This is a genomic window from Cellulomonas sp. PhB143 (assembly GCF_003752595.1).
In the GTDB taxonomy this organism is placed as follows: domain Bacteria; phylum Actinomycetota; class Actinomycetes; order Actinomycetales; family Cellulomonadaceae; genus Paraoerskovia.
The window spans coordinates 468,247-489,255 of record NZ_RKIJ01000009.1; the positions used below are offsets into that span (position 1 = coordinate 468,247).

Here is a 21,009-nt window from a genome sequence, read left to right on the forward strand (position 1 = left end):
GGGCCGCCGTGCCGGGCGGCAGTAGGGTGTGCCCCATGCCCCCCGCACGCCTGAGCGGCCCCTGCCGCGCCGCCTCCCGGACGGCACCCCGGACGGCGGCCGCCGTGACCGGGCTCGTGCTCGTCGTGTCCGCCCTGGGCGGCTGCGCGAGCGGCGCGAGCACCGCCGCCCCGGCCTCGACCACGCGGACCTACCCGGTCCCCGGCTCGGCGCTGGACCTCTCGGTGACCGCGCCCTCGACCTGGGTCGCCGGCAGCCAGGACGGCGTGTACTTCGTCCGGTCCGGGACGCCCTACGGCCCGCAGGACGTGCGGCCGACGGTCGTCGTCGTGCCCGACGACGACCCCGCGGGCACCGTGAGCGACGGTGCCGAGGCCGTCGAGGCGTACGCGAGCGACACGTTCGCCGACTGGGTCACCACGGACTCGGGCCCCACCTCGCTCGGCACGCTCGACGGCGCCGGGGTCTCGGGCAGGCATTCGACGCGGGGCGTCGACGTCGTCCAGGAGTCCACCGTCGTTGACACCGGCCAGGCGGCCGGGGCCGACGACGACCACCAGGCCGTCGTCACGGTGACCTATGCCCCGGGGGACGAGGACGGCGCGCACGACGCCCGGTCGGTGGCCGCGAGCCTGACGGTCGGCGGCTGAGCGGGGCGTCCGACCTCAGGCGCGGGGCACGACGAGCGCGGTCGCGATCGCGAGCAGGCCCTCGCCGCGGCCCGTCAGCCCCAGACCGTCGGTCGTCGTCGCGGTGATCGACACGGGGGCGCCCACGGCCTCTCCGAGGACCGCCTCGGCCTCGGCACGCCGGGCGCCCAGGCGCGGGCGCTCCCCCACCACCTGGACGGCGACGTTCCCGATGACGAACCCCGCCGCACGCACCCGCCCCGCCGCCTCCCCGAGCAGCCGAGCGCCGCCCGCCCCGGCCCACTCCGGCGCCGACGTGCCGAAGTTGGACCCCAGGTCGCCGAGCCCGGCGGCGGAGAACAGCGCGTCGGCGGCGGCGTGCGCGACGACGTCCCCGTCGGAGTGGCCGGACAGCCCGCTCTCCTCCGGCCAGTAGAGCCCCGCGAGCCAGAGCTCGCGCTCCTCCCAGACCGGGGCGTAGGCGTGCACGTCCGTGCCCGTCCCGACGCGCGGCAGCACCGGTACCGCCGGCGCACCCCCGCTCACGTGCGTCTCGTGCTCGTCCATGCGTCCTCCTCCAGGAACAGGGTCGCGACCCGCAGGTCGTGCTCGGTCGTGATCTTCATCGCGCACGGCTCTCCGGGCACGAGCACGACGGGCCGGCCGAGCGCCTCGACGAGGGCCGCGTCGTCGGTCGCCGGTGCGGGGCTGCCCGGCCCCGCGTGGGCCGCGCGCAGCGTCGTGGCGTCGAACCCCTGCGGCGTCTGGACCGCGCGCAGCTCGTCGCGGGGGACGGTGGCGACGACGGTCTCCACGGCCGTGGGCGCCGTGCCCCCGCGAGCCGTGCCCCCGCGAGCCGTACCCCCGCGAGCCGTGACGACCCGCTTCACCGTGTCGGTGACCGGCAGCGCCGGCACGACGGCGGGGTGGCCCGCGCGGACCGCGGCGACCACCCGCCGCACGAGGCCCGGGGTGGCGAGCGGGCGGGCGGCGTCGTGCACGAGGACGACGCCGTGTCCCGGGAGCGGTGCTCCGCCGGACACGTCGCCGGGCGCGCCGGGCGCCTGGCCGGGTACGGCGTCGAGCGCCGCCGCGACCGACGCCTGGCGGGTCACGCCGCCGGGCACCACGTGGACCGGCACCGTCACGTCGGCGTCGTCGGCGAGCAGGGCCCGGACCGCGTCGACCGCGCCGGCGGGGGCTGTCACGACGATGGCGTCCACGACGCCGGAGGTCGCGAGGCGCCGGGCGGCATGCAGCACGAGGGGCGCACCGCCGAGCTCGACCAGCGCCTTGGGCACGCCGCGCCCGAGCCGGGTGCCCGAGCCGGCCGCGGTCAGCACCGCGAGCACCCCCGGTGCGGGGGCGCCGGCCGGCCGCTCTGCGCTCGTCACGCGCCCACGGTAGCCGAGCGGCGTACGACGACGGCGACCCCCGGCCGGAGCCGGGGGTCGCCGTCGTCGATGTCCGGAGCGCTCGTGCGCCCCCGCGAGGCCGCCTAGGAGGCGAGGACCTCGTCGAGGATCGCCTCCGCCTTCTCCTCCTCGGTGTGCTCCGCCAGCGCGAGCTCGGAGACGAGGATCTGGCGGGCCTTGGCGAGCATGCGCTTCTCGCCCGCCGAGAGCCCACGGTCGGCGTCCCGGCGCGAGAGGTCGCGCACGACCTCCGCCACCTTGATGACGTCGCCCGACGCGAGCTTCTCGAGGTTCGCCTTGTAGCGGCGCGACCAGTTCGTCGGCTCTTCCGTGTACGGCGCCCGGAGCACCTCGAACACCTTGTCGAGGCCCTCCTGGCCCACGACGTCGCGAACGCCGACGAGATCGACGTTCTCCGCCGGGACTTCGATGGTCAGGTCACCCTGTGCGACCCTGAGCTTGAGGTAGGTCTTGTCCTCCCCGCGGATGGTGCGCGTCTTGATCTCCTCGATCAAGGCTGCTCCGTGGTGAGGGTAGACAACTGTCTCGCCTACTGTGAACGTCATCGGCTTGGTGTCCCCTTTCGCGGCATTCAATTCTACCATGCAGGGGGTCGGCCTCCCGGTCCTCGTGCAGGTGACGGAGCCGCCGCGGTCCGCGGCACGCTCGCACCCCGGACGCACTAGGCTGTGGCCGTGGGCGCCGCGCGCTCCACCGCGCACGGCCACGGAGAGCCGCGCGCGAGCCCGAGCAAGCAACATTGGAGAGCACCGTGACCCGCGTGAGACGACCCGCCGACCGCCGGACCGCGCGACTGGGTCGCACCGCGACACTCGTGGTGGGCGCCGCCGCCCTCTCCCTGCTCGCCGGCTGCGCACCGAACGAGACGGACGCCTTCTACGCACCCTCGGACGGCCTGGACACCCGCGACCTGGGCGACGTGCGCGGCGTCAACCTCCTCGTGCTGTCCTCCGGGGAGGGCGACGCAGGCTCCCTGCACGGCGCGTTCACCAACGACGGCGGCTCGACCGTCCAGATCCAGGTCAGCCCCGAGGGCGGGTCGCCGGTGACGGTCCCCGTCGACGCGGGCGACACGGTCTACCTCGGCACGCAGGACGGCGAGGACGCGACCTTCGCGAGCGTCGACGTCGCGCCGGGCGGGCTCCTGCCCCTGACGATCACCGCCGGCGAGGCGACCGAGGACATCTCCGTCCCGGTCCTCGACGGCACGCTGCCCGCCTACTCGGACTCGGTCCCGAGCACCGGCCCGAGCGCCGGCTGACCCTGAGCACCGGCTGACCCTGGGGGCGCGCCGCGCCACCCTCCGCCGAGAAGTCGAAAAATGCCCCTCTTTCCGCGGAAAGAGGGGCTTTTTTCGACTTCTCGGCGGAACGGGTCAGACGATCACCCGAAGCGACCGGAGATGTAGTCCTCCGTGGCCTTCTCGGTCGGCGACGCGAACATGACGCCGGTCTCGTCCATCTCGATCAGGCGGCCCGGCTTGCCCGTGCCCGCGATGTTGAAGAACGCGGTGCGGTCGCTCACGCGCGCCGCCTGCTGCATGTTGTGCGTGACGATGACGATCGTGAAGTCCCGCTTGAGCTCGGAGATCAGATCCTCGATCGCGAGCGTCGAGATCGGGTCGAGCGCGGAGCACGGCTCGTCCATGAGCAGCACCTGCGGCTTGACGGCGATCGCCCGCGCGATGCACAGCCGCTGCTGCTGACCGCCGGACAGGCCCGAGCCCGGCTTGGCGAGCCGGTCCTTGACCTCCTCCCAGAGGTTCGCGCCGCGCAGCGACGTCTCCACGAGCTCCGCGGCGTCCGCCTTCGAGATCCTCTTGTTCACGAGGCGCACGCCCGCGAGGACGTTCTCCTCGATGGACATCGTCGGGAACGGGTTGGGCCGCTGGAAGACCATCCCGACCTGACGACGGACGGCGACCGGGTCGACGTCGTCCCCGTACAGGTCCACGCCCTCCATCGCCACGGTCCCCTCGACGCGGGCGCCGGGGATGACCTCGTGCATGCGGTTCAGCGTGCGCAGGAAGGTGGACTTGCCACAGCCGGAGGGGCCGATGAACGCGGTCACCGACTGCGGCTCGATCGCCATGCTGACGTCCTGGACGGCCAGGAAGTCGCCGTAGTAGATGTTCAGGTCCTTCACGTCGATGCGTTGTGACATCGTCAGCTCCTCGTTCTCGCGGGAGGCGCAGCGTGCCGCGCCGTGGTGCTCGTACCGGGCCGGCGGCCGGCCGGCCGCGTCGTCATCAGCGCATCCTCGGGGAGAAGTAGCGCGAGACGAGGCGGGCGAGCAGGTTGAGCAGCATGACGATGAGGATCAGCGTCAGCGCGGCCGCCCAGGCCCGGTCGTAGTTGATGGTCGTGATGCAGTCCGTCGCCGAGCTGCTGCAGGGCGCCAGGCCCTTGGAGTACTGGTCGTAGACGTACACCGGCAGCGTCATCATCCGGCCGGCGAACAGGTTGTAGTTGATCGAGTCGATGACGCCCACCGTGACCAGCAGCGGGGCGGTCTCCCCCACCACCCGCGCGACGGCGAGCATCACGCCCGTGACGATCCCGGCCACCGCGGTGCGCAGCACGACCTTCACGATGGTGAGCCACTTCGGCACGCCCAGCGCGTAGGAGGCCTCCCGCAGCTCGTTCGGCACGAGCTTGAGCATCTCCTCGGTCGAGCGCACCACCACGGGGATCATGAGGACCGACAGCGCGACCGAGCCCATGAGGCCGAACCGGGCACCGGCGCCGAAGAAGAGCGCGAAGAGCGCGTACGCGAAGAGCCCGGCGACGATCGAGGGGATGCCCGTCATCACGTCGACGAAGAACGTGACGGCGCGGGCCACGTGCCCGGTGCCGTACTCGACGAGGTAGATCGCGGTGAGGATGCCGATCGGCACCGAGATGACGGCGGCGCCCGCCGTGATCTCGAGCGTGCCGACGATCGCGTGGTAGATGCCGCCGGCGTCCATGCCGCCGAACACCCCGCGCATCGAGTGCTGCAGGAAGTACGGGCTGAACCGGTCGATCCCCTTGTCCACGACGGTCCACGCGACGGACACGAGCGGGACCATCGCGAGGGCGAACGCCAGGTAGACGAGCACCTGCATGATGCGGTCCGTGCGGAACCGGCGCGCGTCGACCTGGCGCAGGCTCGCGGCGACCGCGAGGGTCCGCTCGTCCGAGGAGCCGGGAGCGCCGGCCGGGGAGGGCGAGGTGAGCGTGGTCATGTCAGTTCGCCCCCGAGAAGTCCTTGCGCCGCGCGACGATCGCGCGGGCAGCCATGTTGACGACCATGGTGATGACGAACAGCGCCAGCCCGGTCGCGATCAGCGTGTTCACGCCCAGCGGCGGAGCCTCCGGGTACTGGGCGGCGATGTTCGCGGCGATGGTCTGCTGCTTGCCCGCCTGGAGGACGGCGAAGGAGTACACGAAGCCCGGCGAGAGGATCATCAGCACGGCCATCGTCTCGCCCAGCGCGCGGCCGAGGCCGAGCATCGCGCCCGAGACGATCCCGGACAGGGCGAACGGCAGGACGGCGGTGCGCACCATCTCCCAGCGCGTCGCGCCGAGCGCGAGCGCCGCCTCCTCGTGCAGCTTGGGCGTCTGGAGGAAGACCTCGCGGCACACGGCCGTGACGATCGGCAGGATCATCACTGCGAGCACGACCGATGCGGTCAGCAGCACGCGGGACGGGTCGGACGCCGGGCCGGCGAACAGCGGGAACCAGCCGAGGACGTCGGCGAGCCACACCCAGATCGGGTGGACGAACCCGACGAGCACGATCGCGCCCCAGAGTCCGTAGACCACCGAGGGGATGGCGGCGAGCAGGTCGACGGCGTACCCGAGCGCCTGGGCGAGCCGCCGCGGCGCGTAGTGCGAGATGAACAGCGCGATCCCGATCGCCAGCGGCACCGCGATGACGAGCGCGAGCGCGGAGGCGAGCAGGGTGCCGAAGACGAGGGGACCGATGAACTCCAGCAGCGAGGTGTCCTGGGGGAACCAGGAGACCGCGTCCGCGAGCTCGTCGCTCGGCGTCGAGATCGCGGGCCACGCCTGGACCACGAGGAACACCGCGACGGCGGCCAGCACCACGAGGATCAGGACGCCCGAGCCCGTCGAGACGAGGCGGAACGCGCGGTTCGCGCCGTGGTCGCGCGGCGTCCGGCGCGCACCCCGGCGGGGCGCCGGCTGCGGTCGGTCGGCGGCGGTCGGGGGCGACGTGGCGCTCACGCGGTCTCCCAGGGTCGGTGGTGCATGGTTCTCAGCCTCTCTGCGGACCCGCCGAGGCGGTTCCCGTGCGGACGCCGGCGGGCCGGTCGCGGGTGAGCGACCGTCCCGCCGGCGGGTGCGGCATCGATCAGGACTTGGCGCTGATGGCGTCGATCGCCTTCTGCGCCTCGGCCCGGAACTCGTCCGAGATCGGGGCGGAGCCCGCGGCGGACGCGGCGGCCTGCTGGCCCTCCTCGCTCACGACGTACGTGAGGAAGCCCTTGACGAGGTCGGCCGTGGCCCGGTCCTCGTACGTGGTGCAGGCGATGTCGTAGGAGGCGAGCACCAGCGGGTAGGTGCTCGGGTCCGTCGACGTGCGGTCGATCTCGAGGGCGAAGTCCGCGTCGCCGCGCCCCTCGACGCGGGGCGAGGCGTCGACGATCGCCGACGCGCCCTCGGGGTTGTGCGCCACGTACTCGTCGCCCACCTTGATCGAGACCGTGCCGAGGTCGCCGGCCTGCGAGGAGTCGGCGTAGGAGATGGTCCCCTGGCCGCCCTCGACGGTCTGGATGATCCCGGAGGTGCCCTTGGCGGACTGGCCGCCCTCGATCGGGAAGTCGCCCGACGGGTCGTACGGCCAGCCGTCCGCCCCGGCACCCTTGAGGTACTCGGTGAAGTTCTCGGTCGTGCCCGACTCGTCGGAGCGGTGCACCGGCGTGATCGCCAGGTCGGGGAGCTTCGCGTCCGTGTTCTGGTCCGCGATCGCCTTGTCGTTCCACTTGGTGATCTTGCCGTCGAAGATCTTGCCGATGGTCGCGGCGTCGAGGTTCAGGTTGTCCACGCCGTCGAGGTTGAAGACCACCGCGATCGGGCTGACGTAGACGGGGATCTCGATGACGTCGCTGTCGGAGCAGCGCGTCGCGGCGTCGGTGAGCTCGTCGTCGGCGAGCGCGGCGTCGGAGCCGGCGAACGCGGTGCCGCCCTTGATGAAGTTGGTGCGGCCACCGCCCGACCCGACCGGGTCGTAGTTGACGGTGACGTCCGGGTTGGCGCTCTGGAAGCCGGCGCGCCAGGCGTCCATCGCGGCGCCCTGGGCGGAGGAGCCGGCGCCGTTGAGCTCGCCGCTCAGGTCGCTCTCGGCGGCGGCCGGGGAGGCGGAGCCGTCGGAGCCCGCGGTGTCACCGACCGGGTCGTCGGAGCCGCATGCGGTCAGCGTCAGGGCGAGGGCGCCCACGGCGACCGCGGTACCCACGCGGGAGATTCGGCTGAGCTTCACGTGTCGATCCATCCTGTTCAGCGTCTGTGGTCACGGCGGGTGCCGTCGACGTGGCTGACGCTAAGGAGGGCGGATGACGCGCTCGGGCTCCGCGGGTGAACGAGGGATGAACGCTGGCGGTCAGGACGGGGCCCGGCGCGCGGGGCGGGCCGGGCTGCCGCACCATGCGTCAGCCCGCGTCGTCGGCGAGCTTGTAGCCGAGGCCGCGCACCGTCAGGAGCAGGGCGGGGGCCGACGGGTCGGGCTCGATCTTCGCGCGCACCCGCTTGACGTGGACGTCGAGCGTCTTGGTGTCGCCCACGTAGTCCGAGCCCCAGACCCGGTCGATGAGCTGGCCGCGGGTCAGCACGCGGCCGGGGTTGCGCAGGAAGAGCTCGAGCAGCTCGAACTCCTTGAGCGGGAACGAGACGGCCTCGCCGCGCACCGCGACGGTGTGCCGGTCGACGTCCATCGCCACGTCGCCGACGACGAGCGCGTCGTCGTCCTCCCCCTCGACCGCCCGGTCCGCGCCGCGCCGGCGCAGCACCGCGCGCACGCGAGCCAGGAGCTCACGGAACGAGTACGGCTTGGTCACGTAGTCGTCCGCCCCGAGCTCGAGCCCCACGACCTTGTCGATCTCCGAGTCCTTGGCCGTCAGCATGATGACGGGCACGTCGCCGCGGCGCCGCAGCTCCCGGCACACCTCCGTCCCGCTGAGGCCCGGCAGCATGAGGTCGAGCAGGACGATGTCGGCACCGCCCGCGTCGTAGGCCGCGAGCGCCTCGTTGCCGTCCGCCGCGGCGACGACGTCGTACCCCTCGCGGGTGAGCTGGTACGTCAGCGGGTCACGGTAGGACTCCTCGTCCTCGACCACCAGGATGCGCGTCACTCGTCGATCTCCTCGTCCCTCGCGGCGCCGGGCTGTCCCGGCGCGCCGTCGGTGTCCTGATCAGGTCCGGTCCCCGGGCCCTGCCCCGGTCCCCCCTGCGCCGCGGGGATCCGCAGCGTGAACGTCGAACCTCTGCCGGGCTCCGACCACACCGTCACGTCGCCGCCGTGGTCGGCGGCCACGTGCTTGACGATGCTCAGCCCGAGCCCCGTGCCCCCGGTGTCGCGCGAGCGCGCCGGGTCGACGCGGTAGAAGCGCTCGAACACCCGGTCCTGCGCCGCGCGCGAGATGCCGATCCCCTGGTCCACGACCGCGATCTCCACGAGGCCGGTGGTGCGGGCGACCGTGACCCCGACGCCTACGCGCGTGCCGGGGTTGGAGTAGGAGACCGCGTTGTCGAGCAGGTTGCGCAGCGCGGTGACGAGCAGCCCGTGGTCCCCGTAGACGTGGGCGTCGAGCTGCCCGCCGGCGGTCAGCGTGATGCCCTTGCCCTGCGCGGTGGTGCGGGCGCGGTCGACGGCCTCCTCGACGACGCTGCGCACGTCGACGACGCCCACCTGCTGCAGCGCCCCGGCGACCTGGAGGCGGGAGAGCTCGATGATCTCCTGCACGAGCGCCGACAGGCGCGTCGCCTCCTGCTGCATCCGCTCGCTGAAGCGTCGCACCGCGACCGGGTCGTCGGCAGCGTCCTGCACCGTCTCAGCGAGCAGCGCGAGGGCGCCCACCGGGGTCTTCAGCTCGTGGGAGACGTTGACGACGAAGTCACGGCGGATCATCTCGACCCGGTGGGCCTCCGTGCGGTCCTCGGCGAGGACCAGGATGTGGTGCGAGGAGAGCTGGGCGACCCGCACCTGCAGCACCACCTGCCCGCGCCCGACGGGACCGCGGGGCAGGTCCAGCTCCTCGTCGCGGATCACGCCGTCGCGCCGCACCGCGTCCACCAGGTCGCGGATCGCGACGTGCGCGATCGCGTCGTCGCGCACCACGCCGAGCGCGTAGGCGGGCGGGCTGGCCCGCAGCACGTCGCCGTCGGGGTCCAGGACCACGGCGGCCGAGCGCAGCACGGCGAGGACCCGGACGAGGCCGTCCTCGAGCTCAGGGGTCGTGTCCGTCCGGTCCGGGCGGCGGTGGCGCTCGCCCAGCCGGAACATCGCCGTGGCGACCACGCCGACGACCACCCCGACCACGCCGGCCATCAGTGCGCCCACGCCGCCGTCGAGCCCGCCCGCCTCCCAGATCACCCCCACAGGGTACGGGCGCGGCGCGGCGGCGCGGCGTCGCCCCGGGCACCGTGGGACGCCGTCACCCAACGTTCACCTCGCGGGGGCCCGTCGTTCATCGCGGCGACCGCGCCGACTCACGTCCCGGTGGCACAGTGGCCGGGACCGGCAGCGGCGCGCCCACAGGCGCGCGGGCCGGCGCCGCCCCCGCCGGACCGCGGTCGGGGCGACCGCAGACCAGGGAGCAGGGCTCCCGTGAAGGGGTATCCATGCGCGAGATCTTCGAGGCCGAGCTCAAGCAGGTCGGGGACGACCTCCTCGAGATGAGCACGCTCGTGGTGCAGGCCGTCGACAAGGCGGGCCGGGCGCTCCTGGAGGTCGACCTCGGCCTCGCGCAGGAGGTCATCGTCGCCGACCAGGCGATCGACGAGATCGAGCGCGAGCTCGACGCGCGGTGCGTGCTCCTGCTCGCCCAGCAGGCGCCGGTGGCGACGGACCTGCGCGTCGTGGTCAGCGCGCTGCGGATGAGCGCGACGCTCGAGCGGATGGGCGACCTCGCCCGGCACGTCGCGGAGATCGCCCGTGGCCGCTACCCCGAGCCCGCCACGCCGTCGCTCGCCGGGGTGTTCGCGCAGATGCACGAGGCGGCGACCCGCGCGGCGCGCCGCGTCGAGGCGCTCCTGCAGACCCGCGACCTGGCGGACGCCGACCAGATCGCCCGGGACGACGACGTGCTCGACGCCCTCCACCAGGAGACGTTCGCCGCGATGCTCGGGGGGACCTGGCCGGGGTCCACGCAGGAGACCGTGGACGTCACGCTGCTCAGCCGGTTCTACGAGCGCTTCGGGGACCACAGCGTCTCCATCGCCGAGCGCGTGACCTTCCTCGTCACCGGCGAGTTCAACGAGGCCGCCCACTCGCGCGGCGCGCACGAGAACTCGCTCTGAGCACGGCCCCCCGCACGACGACGGGCGGCGCCCGAGGATCCCCTCGGACGCCGCCCGTCGTCGTGCCGGCCGCGCCGGCGCCGCGGCTACCGGCCCTGGTTCGCGACCGCGGCGATCGCGTCGGACGCCGCCGCGGGGTCGAGGTACTGCCCGCCCCGGGTCACCGGCACCAGGTCCTCGTCCAGCTCGTACAGCAGCGGGATGCCCGTCGGGACGTTGAGGCCCGCGATGTCCTCGTCCGAGATCCCGTCGAGGTGCTTGATGATCGCGCGCAGCGAGTTGCCGTGCGCGGCGACCAGCACGGTCTTGCCCGCCCGCAGGTCCGGGACGATCTCGCCCTCCCAGTAGGGCAGCGCGCGCGTCAGGACGTCCTTGAGGCACTCGGTGCGCACGACGGGCGCGTCGGAGTAGCGCGGGTCGGAGTCCTGGGAGAACTCGGAGCCCAGCTCGATCTCCGGCGGCGGCGTGTCGTACGAGCGGCGCCAGAGCATGAACTGCTCGTTGCCGTACTCCTCGAGCGTCTCCTTCTTGTTCTTGCCCTGCAGCGCGCCGTAGTGCCGCTCGTTCAGGCGCCAGCTGCGCTTGACGGGGATCCAGTGCCGGTCCGCGGCGTCCAGCGCGAGGTTCGACGTCATGATCGCGCGGCGCAGGAGCGAGGTGTGCACGACGTCGGGCAGGACGCCCGCCTCCGTCAGGAGGGTCCCGCCGCGCCGCGCCTCCTCGGTGCCGGCCTCGGACAGGGGGACGTCCACCCAGCCGGTGAACAGGTTCTTGGCGTTCCAGTCGCTCTCGCCGTGGCGGAGGAGCACGAGGGTGTATGTCATGCTCCCATCTTGCCCCAGGGCGACGGCCCGGGCGCGGGTGTCCCGTCTGATGGTCCCGCGTGCGGGCGGCGCGCCGGGCACGTTGGATGGACGCATGCCAGTCACCGGAGAGTACGTCCCCAGCCCCAGCCGCCGGGCGGCCGACCAGGTCGAGCTGTTCGAGCGCACCGACGGCGCCGAGGGGAACACGATGGGCGGCGTCCCGATCGTCGTCGTCACGATGCTCGGCGCCTCGTCGGGCAAGGTCCGCAAGACGCCGCTCATGCGCGTGGAGCACGACGGCGCCTACGCGCTCTTCGCCTCCAAGGGCGGCGCCCCCGAGCACCCCACCTGGTACCGCAACCTCCTCGCCCACCCGGACGTCGAGGTCCAGGACGGCGCGCAGCGCCACGACTACCGGGTCCGCGAGGTGCACGACGACGAGCGGAGCGCGTGGTGGGAGCGCGGCACCGCCGTGTGGCCCGCCTACGACGAGTACCAGGCGAAGACCGACCGGCTCATCCCCGTGCTCGTCGCCGAGCGCAGCTCCTGACGGACCCGTCGGCCCGCCGCCGCGGCAACCGTGCCGCGGTCGCTCAGGACCGGCGGGCCGCCCGCTCGACGCGCGCGGCGTCGTAGACCTTGAGGACCTGCTCGGCGGCGGCGTCCCAGCCGAAGCGCTCGCGCGCGCGCTGGGCGCCGGCCCCGAGCGCGGCCCGCCGCCCGTCGTCGTCGAGCAGCGCCCCGAGCTCCGCCGCCCACGTCACGGGGGCGTGGTCCGCGACCAGGACGCCCGAGACGCCGTCGGTCACGACCGTCCGCAGGCCGCCGACCGCCGCCGCCACCACGGGCGTCCCGCAGGCCTGCGCCTCCGCGGCGACCAGCCCGAAGGACTCGTTGTGGGAGGGGACGGCGACGACGTCGGCCGCCCGGAACCAGCGGGCGAGCTCCTCGCGCGCCACCGGCGGGCGCACCTGGACGTGCTCGGCGACGCCCTCGGTGTGCGCGAGCGCCTCCAGCTCGCGGACCGCGCTGGAGCGGCCGGACGAGCCGCCGAGCACGACGAGGGTGGGCAGCGGCTCCCCCGCCGCGCGCATGACGCCGAGCGCCCGGACCAGCACGTCGGGACCCTTGAGCGGCTGGACGCGGCCCGCGAAGAGCACGAGGGGGCGCGGGCCGAGGCCCAGCTCCGCGCGCAGCGCCGCGCGGTCCGCGGGCGTGCCGCCGGGCCCGGGCGGCGACGGCGTGAACGTCTCCAGGTCGACGCCCGGCGTGACCACGTGCACCCGGGCCGGGTCGGCGTGGTACTGCTCGATCAGGTCCTGCGCCTCCGCGCCGGTGGACGCCACCAGCGCGTCCGCCTCCGCCGCGACCTGCTCCTCGCCGATGACCCGCCCCTGCGGCTCGGCCTCGTCGCCGGGGGCGAGCGACGCGTTCTTCACGCGCGCCATCGTGTGCATGGTGTGCACGAGGGGGACGTCCCAGCGGTCGGCCACCAGCCACCCGACCTCGCCGGAGAGCCAGTAGTGGGAGTGCACGACGTCGTACCAGCCCGGCGCGCGGCCGGCCTCCGTGCGCAGCACCCCCGCCGCGAACGCGCACAGCTGGCCGGGCAGGTCGCGCTTGTCGAGCCCCTCGAACGGCCCGGCCACCACGTGCCGGACCGTGACGCCCGGCGAGGCCTCGACCGCCCGCGGCTGGGCCGACGACGTCGCGCGGGTGAAGATCTCGACCGACGCGCCGCGCTCGGCGAGCGCCTTCGCGAGCTCGACGACGTAGACGTTCATGCCGCCGGCGTCGCCCGCGCCGGGCTGCTCGAGCGGCGAGGTGTGCACCGAGAGCATCGCGACCCGCGGGCCGCGGGGCTCGGGTGCCGCCCCGTCCTGGTCCGCGTGCGTCGACATGCCCCCAGTATCTCCCCGGTGCCGCGCCCCGCCGCACCCGCCGGCGGTCGGGTCCGTCAGGCCGGCAGGACGCAGGCGGGGCTCGGGACGCGGGCCGTGGAGAGCAGCTCGGCCCGCCCCGAGTCCCGCGCCACGCGCAGGCTCGCGAGCGTCCCCGAGACCTGGTTGGCGACGACGACGAGGTCGGCCGCCGGGTCCGCACCGTCCAGCTCGTCGCCGAGCGCGCCGACGACCGCGAAGTGGCGCGGCCACGCGCCGCCGACGGGGGTCTGCGCCAGGCGGCGCAGGGTGGGCGCCTGGTCGCGCGGCCCGGCGTCCTGCCCGCCGCCGGGCGCGGGGACGACCTCGAAGGCCACCAGGACGTCCGGGCCGCGCACCGCGACGTACAGGCGCGCACCGTCCGCGCTGAGCGCGACGTGGGAGGGCTGCACCGGCAGCTCCTGGCCCCCGGCCGGACCGGGAGCGCCGTCGACGACGTCGTAGCGCGCGACGACCGCCGGCTCGGCGGCCGCCTCGTCGCCGAGCGAGACGACCAGGACGCACGGGTCGAGCTCGCACACCACGAGCACGGCGCCCGGCACGGTGACGAAGTGCCGCGGCCCGGACCCCGCCGGCAGCGCGACCTCACCGACCACGGTGCCGTCGGGGGCGTACCGGACGAGCCGGTCCGTCCCCAGGTCGGCCGACCACACCTCGTCGTCGACCCGGCCCACGAAGTGCGCGTGCGGGCCCTCCTGCCGGTCCTCGCGCGGACCCGAGCCGGTGTGCCGGTCGGTGCGGGTCGCGCCCGCGAACGCCCCGCCGTCGTCCACGGGGAGCCGGCTCACGCTGCCGGAGCCGTAGTTCGCGACCCACACCGCGTCGTCGGTCGCCAGGACGTGGCACGGGTAGGCGCCGTGCGTGGTCAGGGACGCGTCGGGGTGCGGCTCGAGGTCCGCCGCGGCGGCGTCCAGGCCGAACGCCTCCACGACGCCGTCCGACGCCTCGGTCACGCTGTACAGGGTGCGCCCGCTCGGGTGCAGGGCGAGGAACGACGGCGAGGGGATCTCGGCGATCTGGCGCAGCTCCTCGAACGCGCCCGTCCGCGCGTGGACGTCGACGCGCCAGACCCCCTCCCCCGTCCCGACGCCGACGTCGGGGCCGTCGACCGGGTAGGTGCCGACCCACAGCGCCACCCTCCTCCGGTCGGAGAAGGGCGGCGCGGTGGTCGAGGGGGTCGGCGCTGGGGTCATGCGCCGAGCCTAGTGGGGCTCAGTGGGCGTCGTCGTACGCCTTCTGCACGTCCGCCGAGATGCGGCCGCGCTCGCTGACCTCGTGGCCGTTGGCACGGGCCCACTCGCGGACCTCGGTCGCCTTCGACGGGGTGCCGGCGCGGCGCGCGGCGCGCGCGGGACGAGGCGCGCGGGCCCCGCGGGTCACCTTGCGGGCGTGCCCGATCCACGACGCGAACGAGTCCCGCAGCTCCTGTGCGTGCTCCGTGCTGAGGTCGATCTCGTACGAGACGCCGTCGAGCGAGAAGGTGACCGTCTCGTCCGCCGCGGCCTCGTCGATGTCGTCGATGAGGATGACCTGGACCTTCTGAGCCATTTCTTGTGCGCCTTTCGGGGGTCGGGGTGCTGCGTCACGGAAATAGTGGCACACCGATTTCACCCGGTCAAAGCGGAAACGCCCGACGTCCGGAGAATTATCTTTCCGGGTGCTCCGGAACATTCGCCGCGGAATTGGCCGCCGCGTCCTGGGCAGCCTCCAGGCGGGCGACCGCGAGACGCTCGTTGCGATCGGCGCGGATCACCGCGCGCATGGCGAACCAGAAAAGGAGGCCGACGCCGACCGAGGGGACGAGCGCACCGAGTGCGGGCCAGATGTCGTTCACGTTCTCGATCCTACGTCGTCGGGAGAAGAAAGAAGCAGCGCGGTCAGCGCGACGGCTTGACGAGGGGGAAGAGGATCGTCTCGCGAACTCCCAGGCCCGTGAGCGCCATGAGGAGCCTGTCGACCCCCATCCCCATCCCGCCGGACGGCGGCATCGCGAACTCCATCGCGGTGAGGAAGTCGTCGTCGAGCCGCATGGCCTCGTCGTCCCCGGCCGCGGCCAGGCGCGCCTGCGTCTCGAACCGCTCCCGCTGGATCACCGGGTCGACCAGCTCGGAGTACCCGGTGCCCAGCTCGAACCCGCGCACGTACAGGTCCCACTTCTCGACGACGCCCGGCACGGTGCGGTGCGCGCGCACCAGCGGGGAGGTCTCCACCGGGAAGTCGCGCACGAACGTGGGCGCGTACAGGTCGTCGCCCACGTGGTGCTCCCACAGCTCCTCGACGAGCTTGCCGTGATTCATCTTCTTCAGGTCGACCGAGATCTCGGCCTTCTCGGCGAGCTCGGTCAGATGATCCACCGTGGTCTCGGGGGTGATCTCCTCGCCCAGCGCCTCGGAGAGCGAGCCGTACATCGTGATCTGCGCCCATTCGCCGCCGAGCTCGTACTCCTCACCGTCCGGGAGCGTCACCACGGTGGTCCCGAGAACCTCACGTGCCGCCCGCTGCACGAGATCCTGCGTGAGCGCCCCGATGGAGTTGTAGTCGCCGTACGCCTCGTAGGCCTCGATCATCGCGAACTCCGGGGAATGCGTGGAGTCGGCACCCTCGTTGCGGAAGTTCCGATTGATCTCGAAGACCTTCTCGACCCCGCCCACCACGGCGCGCTTGAGGAAGAGCTCCGGCGCGATCCGCAGGAAGAGCTCGATGTCGTAGGCGTTCATGTGGGTGGCGAACGGCCGCGCCGCCGCGCCGGACGCGACGGTCTGCAGCATCGGCGTCTCGACCTCGAGGAACCCGCGACCGTGCAGGTTGTCCCGCAGCGAGCGCATGACCCCCGCGCGCGTGCGGACCATGTCCCGCGCGGCGGGGCGAGCGATGAGGTCGACGTAGCGCTGGCGGACCCGCGCCTCCTCGGAGAGGTCCTTGTGCAGCACCGGCAGCGGGCGCAGCGCCTTCGCCGCCATCTGCCACGAGCCCGCGAAGACGCTCAGCTCGCCGCGCCGCGACGCGCCCACGCGACCGTGGACGAAGAGGTGGTCGCCGAGGTCGACGGTGGACTTGAACGCGGCCAGCGGCTCCTCGCCGACCTCCTTCAGGCTGAGCATCGCCTGCAGCCGGTTCCCCTCGCCGTCCTGCAGCGTGACGAAGCACAGCTTGCCCGTGTTGCGCAGGAAGACGACGCGGCCTGCGACGCCGACGACGTCGTCCGTCTCCTGGCCGGCCTCCAGGTGGCCGTACCCCTCGCGGACCGCCGCGATCGCGTGCGTGACGGGCAGGGTGACGGGGTAGGCCTCGCCCCCCTGCTCGAGCAGCCGGTCGCGCTTCTCGCGGCGCACGCGCATCTGCTCGGGAAGGTCGTCGGGCTCGCCGGACGGCGCGGCGGAGGCGGGGTTCTGCGGGGAGGTCACCCCTCGATTCTACGGGCGACGCACCTCACACCCGGCCGGGCACCTCGCCGAGACGGCGCGGGGCCTGCGCGACCCGGCACTCAGGGAGCGGGCCGCAGGTCGAGTGCGAGGTCGAGGATCGGCGCGGAGTGGGTCAGCGCACCGACCGAGAGGTGGTCGACGCCGGTGCCCGCGACCTCGCGCGCCCGGTCGAGCGTCAGCTTGCCGGTCGCCTCGAGCTCCACGGGGCCGGTCTCGGCCTCCCGGGCCCGCACCGCCGCGACGGCGCGCGCCAGGACGGGGGTCGCCATGTTGTCGAGCAGCAGGAAGTCGGCGCCCGCGTCGAGCGCCTCCATCGCCTGCTCGACCGTGTCCGCCTCGACCTGCACGAGCACGTCGGGGAACGCCCCGCGCACGGCCGCGACCGCGCCCGCCACGGAGCCCGCGGCCACCACGTGGTTGTCCTTGACCATCGCGACGTCGTACAGCCCCATGCGCTTGTTCGTCCCCCCGCCGGCCCGCACGGCGTACTTCTCCAGCGCACGCAGCCCGGGCGTGGTCTTGCGGGTGTCGAGCACCTGCGCGCCCGTGCCCGCGAGGGCGTCCGCCCAGGCGCGGGTCGCCGTCGCGACGCCGCTCGCGCGGCTCGCGAGGTTGAGGAGCGTGCGCTCGGCGACGAGCAGCACCTGCGTCGGTCCGGCGAGCCGGGCCAGCACCTGGCCGGCGACGACGGCGTCCCCGTCGCGGGCGGCGAACGTCACCTCGGGGACGTCGAGGCCGAGCCGCCCGGCCACCTGGGCGAGCACCTCGGGGACGACGACGAGCCCCGCCACGACGCCCGGGGCGCGCGCGACCAGGTCGGCCGTGCCGCGGGCCGACGCCGGGACCGTCGCCTGCGTGGTGACGTCGCGGCCGGGCGCGGCGCCGAGGTCCTCGTCGAGCGCGGTCTGCACGGCGCGCGCCGCCCAGGCCGGGTCGAGCGGAGGCTCGACGAGGGATGCGGCGCTGCCCGCGGCGAGCTGGGGTGCGTGCTGGTCGGCGGTCACGCGCACACGCTAGCCGACGGGCTACGGGTAGTCGGGCGCCGCGGGCAGACCGAGGAACGTCTCGAGGACCGTCGCGTGCTGAGCGCGCATGGTCACGGCGACGTCCCGCCCGACGTAGCGCAGGTGCCACGGCTCGTAGACGTAGCCCGTCGTGGCCTCCGCGCCCTTCGGGTAGCGGACCACGAACCCGTAGCGGTACGCGTTCTGCGCGAGCCAGCGCGCCTCGGGGGTGCCGGCGAAGCAGCCGAACGCGTCGCAGGGCCCGTCCGCGGGCAGCAGGTCCAGGGCCAGCCCGGTCTGGTGCTCGGAGAACCCCGGACGCGCCGACTCGCGGTCGGCCTCGTCGTCGCCGAGGGTCGCCGACCACTTGCGATAGGCGTCCTTCTGGTCCGCGTAGGAGCGGTACCCGCTGCGCACGGTCATGGGCAGGTCGGCCTTGCGGGCGGCCGCCAGCAGCGTCTTCGCGGCCGGTGCCACCGCCGTCGACAGGCTCTGGCCGCCGCTGACCTCCACGACGCGGGGCGCGTAGTCGCGCGGGTGCAGGGGTCGGGCCTTGTTGACGACCACGAGCGGGCCGGACGCGTCGTCCGCCGCGGCGAGGTGCGCGCCGTCGTCCACCGTCCAGACCAGCGTGCCGCCGGCGAAGCGCTGCACGCAGCGCGTCGCGTCGACGTCCGACGGCGTGCACGCGGCCGTCGCCTCCGGCGCGCCGAGGAACCCGTCGTCGCCGCCCATCGCGGACCAGCGGTCGAGCATGCGCAGGTCCACCACCACGGCGTCCGACGACGGCGCGCCCGACGGCGGCCCGTCCGTCGCGCGCGCGGCGCCCGGGGCGGAGGTGGAGGCGGAGGGGGCGACGGTCGGGGCCGGGGCGTGCGCGGCGGGCCCCTCGTCCACGGGGGCGACGGCGGCGTCGCCGCCCCGCCCGGAGGCCGACGTGCCGGCGTCCCGGTCGTCGGGTCCCGCACCTACGGCGACGACCCAGACGACGACCACGACCACGAGGGCCAGGCCGAGACGCGCGACGATCCTCACGCCGCCCACCCTAGCCGCGGCGGGTGCCGTCACCGGACGACGCGGACCTCGCCGTCGTCCTCCAGCCGCACGACGACGCGCCGCTCCCAGGCGGGGTCCGTGCCCGGGGCGTCGGCCCGGAAGTGCCCGCCGCGGCTCTCGGTCCGGGCGCGCGCGGCGAGCGCGAGCGCCGTCGCGACCTGGTGCACGTTCGTGGTCTCCCACTCGGCGACCTGCGGCTGCGCCGCCACGCCGGTCGCGGCCCGGGCCTCGGCGGCGTGGGCGTCGGTGCGCACCGACGCGAGCCCGGCGAGCTCCTGCGCGAGCCCGTCCTCCGTGCGGATCGGCCCGGACCCCTCGGACGCGAGCGCCTGGACGCGGGTGCGGGCCGCGGCGGGCACGAGGGCCGACGGTCCCGGGCGCGGCACCGGCGAGGTCGCCGGCAGCTCCCCCGCGATGATGCGCGCGATGATGTCGTGGGCCGCCCGGTGGGCGAAGACCAGCCCCTCGAGGAGCGAGTTCGACGCGAGCCGGTTGGCGCCGTGCACGCCCGTGCACGCGACCTCGCCGACCGCGTACAGGCCGTCCAGCGTCGAGCGCCCGAGCACGTCCGTGACCACCCCGCCCGAGTGGTAGTGCTGGGCGGGGGCGACCGGCACGGGCTCCTCGGTGATGTCGACGCCCTGGGCGAGCAGGTTCGCGGTGATGGTCGGGAAGCGCCGGCGCAGGAAGTCCGCACCCAGGTGGCGGGCGTCCAGCAGCACGTGGTCCGAGCCGGTCTGCGCCGTGCGGCGCACGATGGCGTGGGCGACGACGTCGCGCGGCGCGAGCTCCGCCATGGGGTGCACCGCGGGCATGAACCGCGTCCCGTGCGTGTCCAGCAGCAGGGCCCCCTCGCCCCGCACCGCCTCGGACACGAGCGTCAGCTGGCCCTTGGCGCCCGCGCCCCGCCAGAGCACCGTCGGGTGGAACTGGACGAACTCCAGGTCGCCGAGGTCCGCCCCCGCGCGCAGCGCCGCCGCCATCCCGTCGCCCGTGGCCGCCGCCGGGTTCGTCGACGCGCGGAACACCTGGCCGATGCCGCCGGTCGCGAGGACCACCGCCCGGGCCAGGGCCCGGCCGACACCGTCGCGCGTGCCGGCGCCGCGCACGTGCAGCGTCACGCCGCAGGCCCGCGGGCCGCCGGGCGCCGCCGGGTCGCTCGTCAGGACGTCGAGGACCAGCGCGTTCTCGAGGACCTCGATGCCCGGGTCGTGCCGGACAGCCTCGATCTGCGCCACCAGCGCGCGCGAGATCTCGGCGCCCGTCGCGTCGCCGCCGGCGTGCGCGATCCGGTCGGCGCGGTGCCCGCCCTCGCGGGTCAGCGCGATGCCGCCGCCGTCGTCCAGGTCGAAGACGGCGCCGCGTGCCACGAGCTCGCGGACGCGGGCCGGGCCCTCGGTGACGAGCACCTCGACCGCCGCCCGGTCGCACACCCCGCCGCCCGCCGTGAGGGTGTCGGCCAGGTGCGCGGCGGGCGAGTCGTCCGGGTCGAGCGCCGCGGCGATGCCGCCCTGCGCCCACACCGTCGAGCCCGAGGACAGCGCGTCCTTGGTGACCAGCAGGACGTGGGACACCTTGGTGCGCAGTTCGAGGGCGGCGGTGAGACCGGCGACGCCGGAGCCGACCACGATCACGTCGGCCGACGTCGTCCACCCGGGCGCGGGCGCCGCGAGGCTCCGGGCGAGCCGGGCCGCGCTCACGCGTGCGTCACTCGACGCCCACCGCGACCTGGAGGTCGTGGATCGGGAGCCCGCTGGGCTCGAGGTCGTAGCCGTCGGGCACCTGGCCCGGCTCGTCCGAGACCTCGACGATGCGGTTGTCGCCGTCGACGAACACGACGTGCGGCAGGAAGTGCCGCGCGTCCGCCGAGGACATGGTGCCGTAGGCGATGAGGATGACGGTGTCCCCCGGGCGCACGTGGTGGGCGGCGGCACCGTTGATGCACACCTGGCCGGCTCCCCGCTCGCCGGGGATGACGTACGTCGTCAGCCGGGAGCCGTTGGTGACGTCGACGACGTCGACCTGCTGGCCCGGGTAGAGGTCTGCCGCGTCCAGCAGGTCGCAGTCCACCGTGATGGAGCCCACGTAGTGCAGGTTCGCCTGGGTGACCGTGGCGCGATGGATCTTGCCGATCATCATCGGTCGCCGCAGCGAGCCGGGGGCCCGGTCGCTGCCGGTACCGGTGGTGGTCGCG

23 protein-coding genes are annotated in these 21,009 nt (G+C 74.3%); 4 read left to right on the forward strand and 19 right to left on the reverse strand.

Going from position 1 to position 21,009, the window contains the following annotated elements:
• The first annotated feature begins 35 nt into the window (after positions 1-35).
• Complete coding sequence (locus EDF32_RS03500) at positions 36-650, forward strand: hypothetical protein (RefSeq protein WP_148061558.1); 615 nt, start codon at positions 36-38, stop codon at positions 648-650.
• 15 nt (positions 651-665) lie between these two features.
• Here EDF32_RS03500 and ispF read toward each other — a convergent pair whose 3' ends face one another.
• The 3 genes from ispF to EDF32_RS03515 all read right to left on the reverse strand — a co-directional run bounded on the left by ispF (position 666) and on the right by EDF32_RS03515 (position 2,610).
• Complete coding sequence (ispF, locus tag EDF32_RS03505; protein ID WP_123307109.1) at positions 666-1,196, reverse strand: 2-C-methyl-D-erythritol 2,4-cyclodiphosphate synthase; 531 nt, start codon at positions 1,194-1,196, stop codon at positions 666-668.
• Positions 1,172-2,023: a 2-C-methyl-D-erythritol 4-phosphate cytidylyltransferase gene (locus EDF32_RS03510; RefSeq protein ID WP_233565667.1), complete on the reverse strand. Its 852-nt coding sequence runs from the start codon at positions 2,021-2,023 to the stop codon at positions 1,172-1,174. Before EDF32_RS03510 ends, ispF begins: the two co-directional genes overlap by 25 nt.
• A 104-nt stretch (positions 2,024-2,127) precedes the next feature.
• Complete coding sequence (locus EDF32_RS03515; protein ID WP_123307110.1) at positions 2,128-2,610, reverse strand: CarD family transcriptional regulator; 483 nt, start codon at positions 2,608-2,610, stop codon at positions 2,128-2,130.
• Between the two features lie 215 nt (positions 2,611-2,825).
• On the opposite strand from EDF32_RS03515, the gene EDF32_RS03520 reads away from it, so the two are divergent.
• Positions 2,826-3,326, forward strand: a complete 501-nt coding sequence (locus EDF32_RS03520; protein WP_148061559.1) for a hypothetical protein — start codon at positions 2,826-2,828, stop codon at positions 3,324-3,326.
• Positions 3,327-3,448: 122 nt separating this feature from the next.
• Here EDF32_RS03520 and pstB read toward each other — a convergent pair whose 3' ends face one another.
• The 6 genes from pstB to EDF32_RS03550 form a co-directional block, all read right to left on the reverse strand.
• Positions 3,449-4,228, reverse strand: a complete 780-nt coding sequence (gene pstB / locus EDF32_RS03525) for a phosphate ABC transporter ATP-binding protein PstB (protein ID WP_123307112.1) — start codon at positions 4,226-4,228, stop codon at positions 3,449-3,451.
• A gap of 85 nt (positions 4,229-4,313) precedes the next feature.
• Complete coding sequence (gene pstA, locus EDF32_RS03530; protein ID WP_123307113.1) at positions 4,314-5,291, reverse strand: phosphate ABC transporter permease PstA; 978 nt, start codon at positions 5,289-5,291, stop codon at positions 4,314-4,316.
• A 1-nt stretch (position 5,292) separates the two neighbouring features.
• Positions 5,293-6,294, reverse strand: coding sequence for a phosphate ABC transporter permease subunit PstC (gene pstC / locus EDF32_RS03535; RefSeq protein ID WP_233565669.1), 1,002 nt, complete (start codon positions 6,292-6,294; stop codon positions 5,293-5,295).
• A gap of 127 nt (positions 6,295-6,421) precedes the next feature.
• Positions 6,422-7,549: a phosphate ABC transporter substrate-binding protein PstS gene (locus EDF32_RS03540; protein ID WP_233565670.1), complete on the reverse strand. Its 1,128-nt coding sequence runs from the start codon at positions 7,547-7,549 to the stop codon at positions 6,422-6,424.
• A 169-nt stretch (positions 7,550-7,718) separates the two neighbouring features.
• On the reverse strand, positions 7,719-8,417 hold the full coding sequence (locus EDF32_RS03545; RefSeq protein ID WP_123307116.1) for a response regulator transcription factor: 699 nt from the start codon (positions 8,415-8,417) through the stop codon (positions 7,719-7,721).
• Positions 8,414-9,613 (reverse strand): cell wall metabolism sensor histidine kinase WalK, encoded by a 1,200-nt coding sequence (locus tag EDF32_RS03550; protein ID WP_123307260.1) that lies wholly within the window; start codon positions 9,611-9,613, stop codon positions 8,414-8,416. Before EDF32_RS03550 ends, EDF32_RS03545 begins: the two co-directional genes overlap by 4 nt.
• A 293-nt stretch (positions 9,614-9,906) precedes the next feature.
• On the opposite strand from EDF32_RS03550, the gene phoU reads away from it, so the two are divergent.
• Entirely contained in the window at positions 9,907-10,584 is a 678-nt protein-coding gene (gene phoU / locus EDF32_RS03555; RefSeq protein ID WP_123307117.1) for a phosphate signaling complex protein PhoU, read from the forward strand.
• An 86-nt stretch (positions 10,585-10,670) separates the two neighbouring features.
• Here phoU and EDF32_RS03560 read toward each other — a convergent pair whose 3' ends face one another.
• Positions 10,671-11,408 carry a phosphoglyceromutase gene (locus tag EDF32_RS03560; protein WP_123307118.1) on the reverse strand — a complete coding sequence of 246 codons (738 nt, stop codon included), beginning with the start codon at positions 11,406-11,408 and terminating at the stop codon, positions 10,671-10,673.
• A 94-nt stretch (positions 11,409-11,502) separates the two neighbouring features.
• Here EDF32_RS03560 and EDF32_RS03565 point away from each other — a divergent pair, with 94 nt between their 5' ends.
• A complete protein-coding gene (locus tag EDF32_RS03565) occupies positions 11,503-11,940 on the forward strand; it encodes a nitroreductase family deazaflavin-dependent oxidoreductase (RefSeq protein WP_123307119.1) in 438 nt (145 codons plus the stop codon).
• Between the two features lie 43 nt (positions 11,941-11,983).
• Here EDF32_RS03565 and mshA read toward each other — a convergent pair whose 3' ends face one another.
• The 9 genes from mshA to panD all read right to left on the reverse strand — a co-directional run bounded on the left by mshA (position 11,984) and on the right by panD (position 20,954).
• Positions 11,984-13,291: a D-inositol-3-phosphate glycosyltransferase gene (gene mshA, locus EDF32_RS03570; protein WP_123307120.1), complete on the reverse strand. Its 1,308-nt coding sequence runs from the start codon at positions 13,289-13,291 to the stop codon at positions 11,984-11,986.
• Positions 13,292-13,347: 56 nt separating this feature from the next.
• Positions 13,348-14,523 (reverse strand): beta-propeller fold lactonase family protein, encoded by a 1,176-nt coding sequence (locus EDF32_RS03575; protein WP_123307121.1) that lies wholly within the window; start codon positions 14,521-14,523, stop codon positions 13,348-13,350.
• 19 nt (positions 14,524-14,542) lie between these two features.
• On the reverse strand, positions 14,543-14,878 hold the full coding sequence (locus EDF32_RS03580; RefSeq protein WP_123307122.1) for an Lsr2 family protein: 336 nt from the start codon (positions 14,876-14,878) through the stop codon (positions 14,543-14,545).
• A 97-nt stretch (positions 14,879-14,975) separates the two neighbouring features.
• A complete protein-coding gene (locus tag EDF32_RS03585) occupies positions 14,976-15,164 on the reverse strand; it encodes a hypothetical protein (protein ID WP_123307123.1) in 189 nt (62 codons plus the stop codon).
• 43 nt (positions 15,165-15,207) lie between these two features.
• Positions 15,208-16,734 (reverse strand): lysine--tRNA ligase, encoded by a 1,527-nt coding sequence (gene lysS, locus EDF32_RS03590; protein WP_370449901.1) that lies wholly within the window; start codon positions 16,732-16,734, stop codon positions 15,208-15,210.
• A gap of 80 nt (positions 16,735-16,814) precedes the next feature.
• Positions 16,815-17,759, reverse strand: coding sequence for a carboxylating nicotinate-nucleotide diphosphorylase (gene nadC / locus EDF32_RS03595; protein WP_123307262.1), 945 nt, complete (start codon positions 17,757-17,759; stop codon positions 16,815-16,817).
• A 21-nt stretch (positions 17,760-17,780) separates the two neighbouring features.
• Positions 17,781-18,794: a M15 family metallopeptidase gene (locus tag EDF32_RS03600; RefSeq protein WP_148061560.1), complete on the reverse strand. Its 1,014-nt coding sequence runs from the start codon at positions 18,792-18,794 to the stop codon at positions 17,781-17,783.
• Between the two features lie 29 nt (positions 18,795-18,823).
• On the reverse strand, positions 18,824-20,515 hold the full coding sequence (locus EDF32_RS03605) for an L-aspartate oxidase (protein ID WP_123307125.1): 1,692 nt from the start codon (positions 20,513-20,515) through the stop codon (positions 18,824-18,826).
• Between the two features lie 7 nt (positions 20,516-20,522).
• The gene (gene panD / locus EDF32_RS03610; protein WP_123307263.1) at positions 20,523-20,954 is read right to left on the reverse strand and encodes an aspartate 1-decarboxylase; all 432 of its coding nucleotides are present in this window, start codon (positions 20,952-20,954) and stop codon (positions 20,523-20,525) included.
• Between the last annotated feature and the right edge of the window lie 55 nt (positions 20,955-21,009).

Excerpts from the sequence above, each read along its gene's own strand:
- EDF32_RS03500 (WP_148061558.1), top strand. The coding sequence starts at position 36 with ATGCCCCCCGCACGCCTGAGCGGCCCCTGCCGCGCCGCCTCCCGGACG.
- ispF (WP_123307109.1), bottom strand. The coding sequence starts at position 1,196 with ATGGACGAGCACGAGACGCACGTGAGCGGGGGTGCGCCGGCGGTACCG.
- EDF32_RS03515 (WP_123307110.1), bottom strand. The coding sequence starts at position 2,610 with ATGACGTTCACAGTAGGCGAGACAGTTGTCTACCCTCACCACGGAGCA.
- pstB (WP_123307112.1), bottom strand. The coding sequence starts at position 4,228 with ATGTCACAACGCATCGACGTGAAGGACCTGAACATCTACTACGGCGAC.
- pstA (WP_123307113.1), bottom strand. The coding sequence starts at position 5,291 with ATGACCACGCTCACCTCGCCCTCCCCGGCCGGCGCTCCCGGCTCCTCG.
- EDF32_RS03550 (WP_123307260.1), bottom strand. The coding sequence starts at position 9,613 with ATGGCCGGCGTGGTCGGGGTGGTCGTCGGCGTGGTCGCCACGGCGATG.
- phoU (WP_123307117.1), top strand. The coding sequence starts at position 9,907 with ATGCGCGAGATCTTCGAGGCCGAGCTCAAGCAGGTCGGGGACGACCTC.
- EDF32_RS03560 (WP_123307118.1), bottom strand. The coding sequence starts at position 11,408 with ATGACATACACCCTCGTGCTCCTCCGCCACGGCGAGAGCGACTGGAAC.
- EDF32_RS03565 (WP_123307119.1), top strand. The coding sequence starts at position 11,503 with ATGCCAGTCACCGGAGAGTACGTCCCCAGCCCCAGCCGCCGGGCGGCC.
- mshA (WP_123307120.1), bottom strand. The coding sequence starts at position 13,291 with ATGTCGACGCACGCGGACCAGGACGGGGCGGCACCCGAGCCCCGCGGC.
- EDF32_RS03575 (WP_123307121.1), bottom strand. The coding sequence starts at position 14,523 with ATGACCCCAGCGCCGACCCCCTCGACCACCGCGCCGCCCTTCTCCGAC.
- EDF32_RS03580 (WP_123307122.1), bottom strand. The coding sequence starts at position 14,878 with ATGGCTCAGAAGGTCCAGGTCATCCTCATCGACGACATCGACGAGGCC.
- panD (WP_123307263.1), bottom strand. The coding sequence starts at position 20,954 with ATGATGATCGGCAAGATCCATCGCGCCACGGTCACCCAGGCGAACCTG.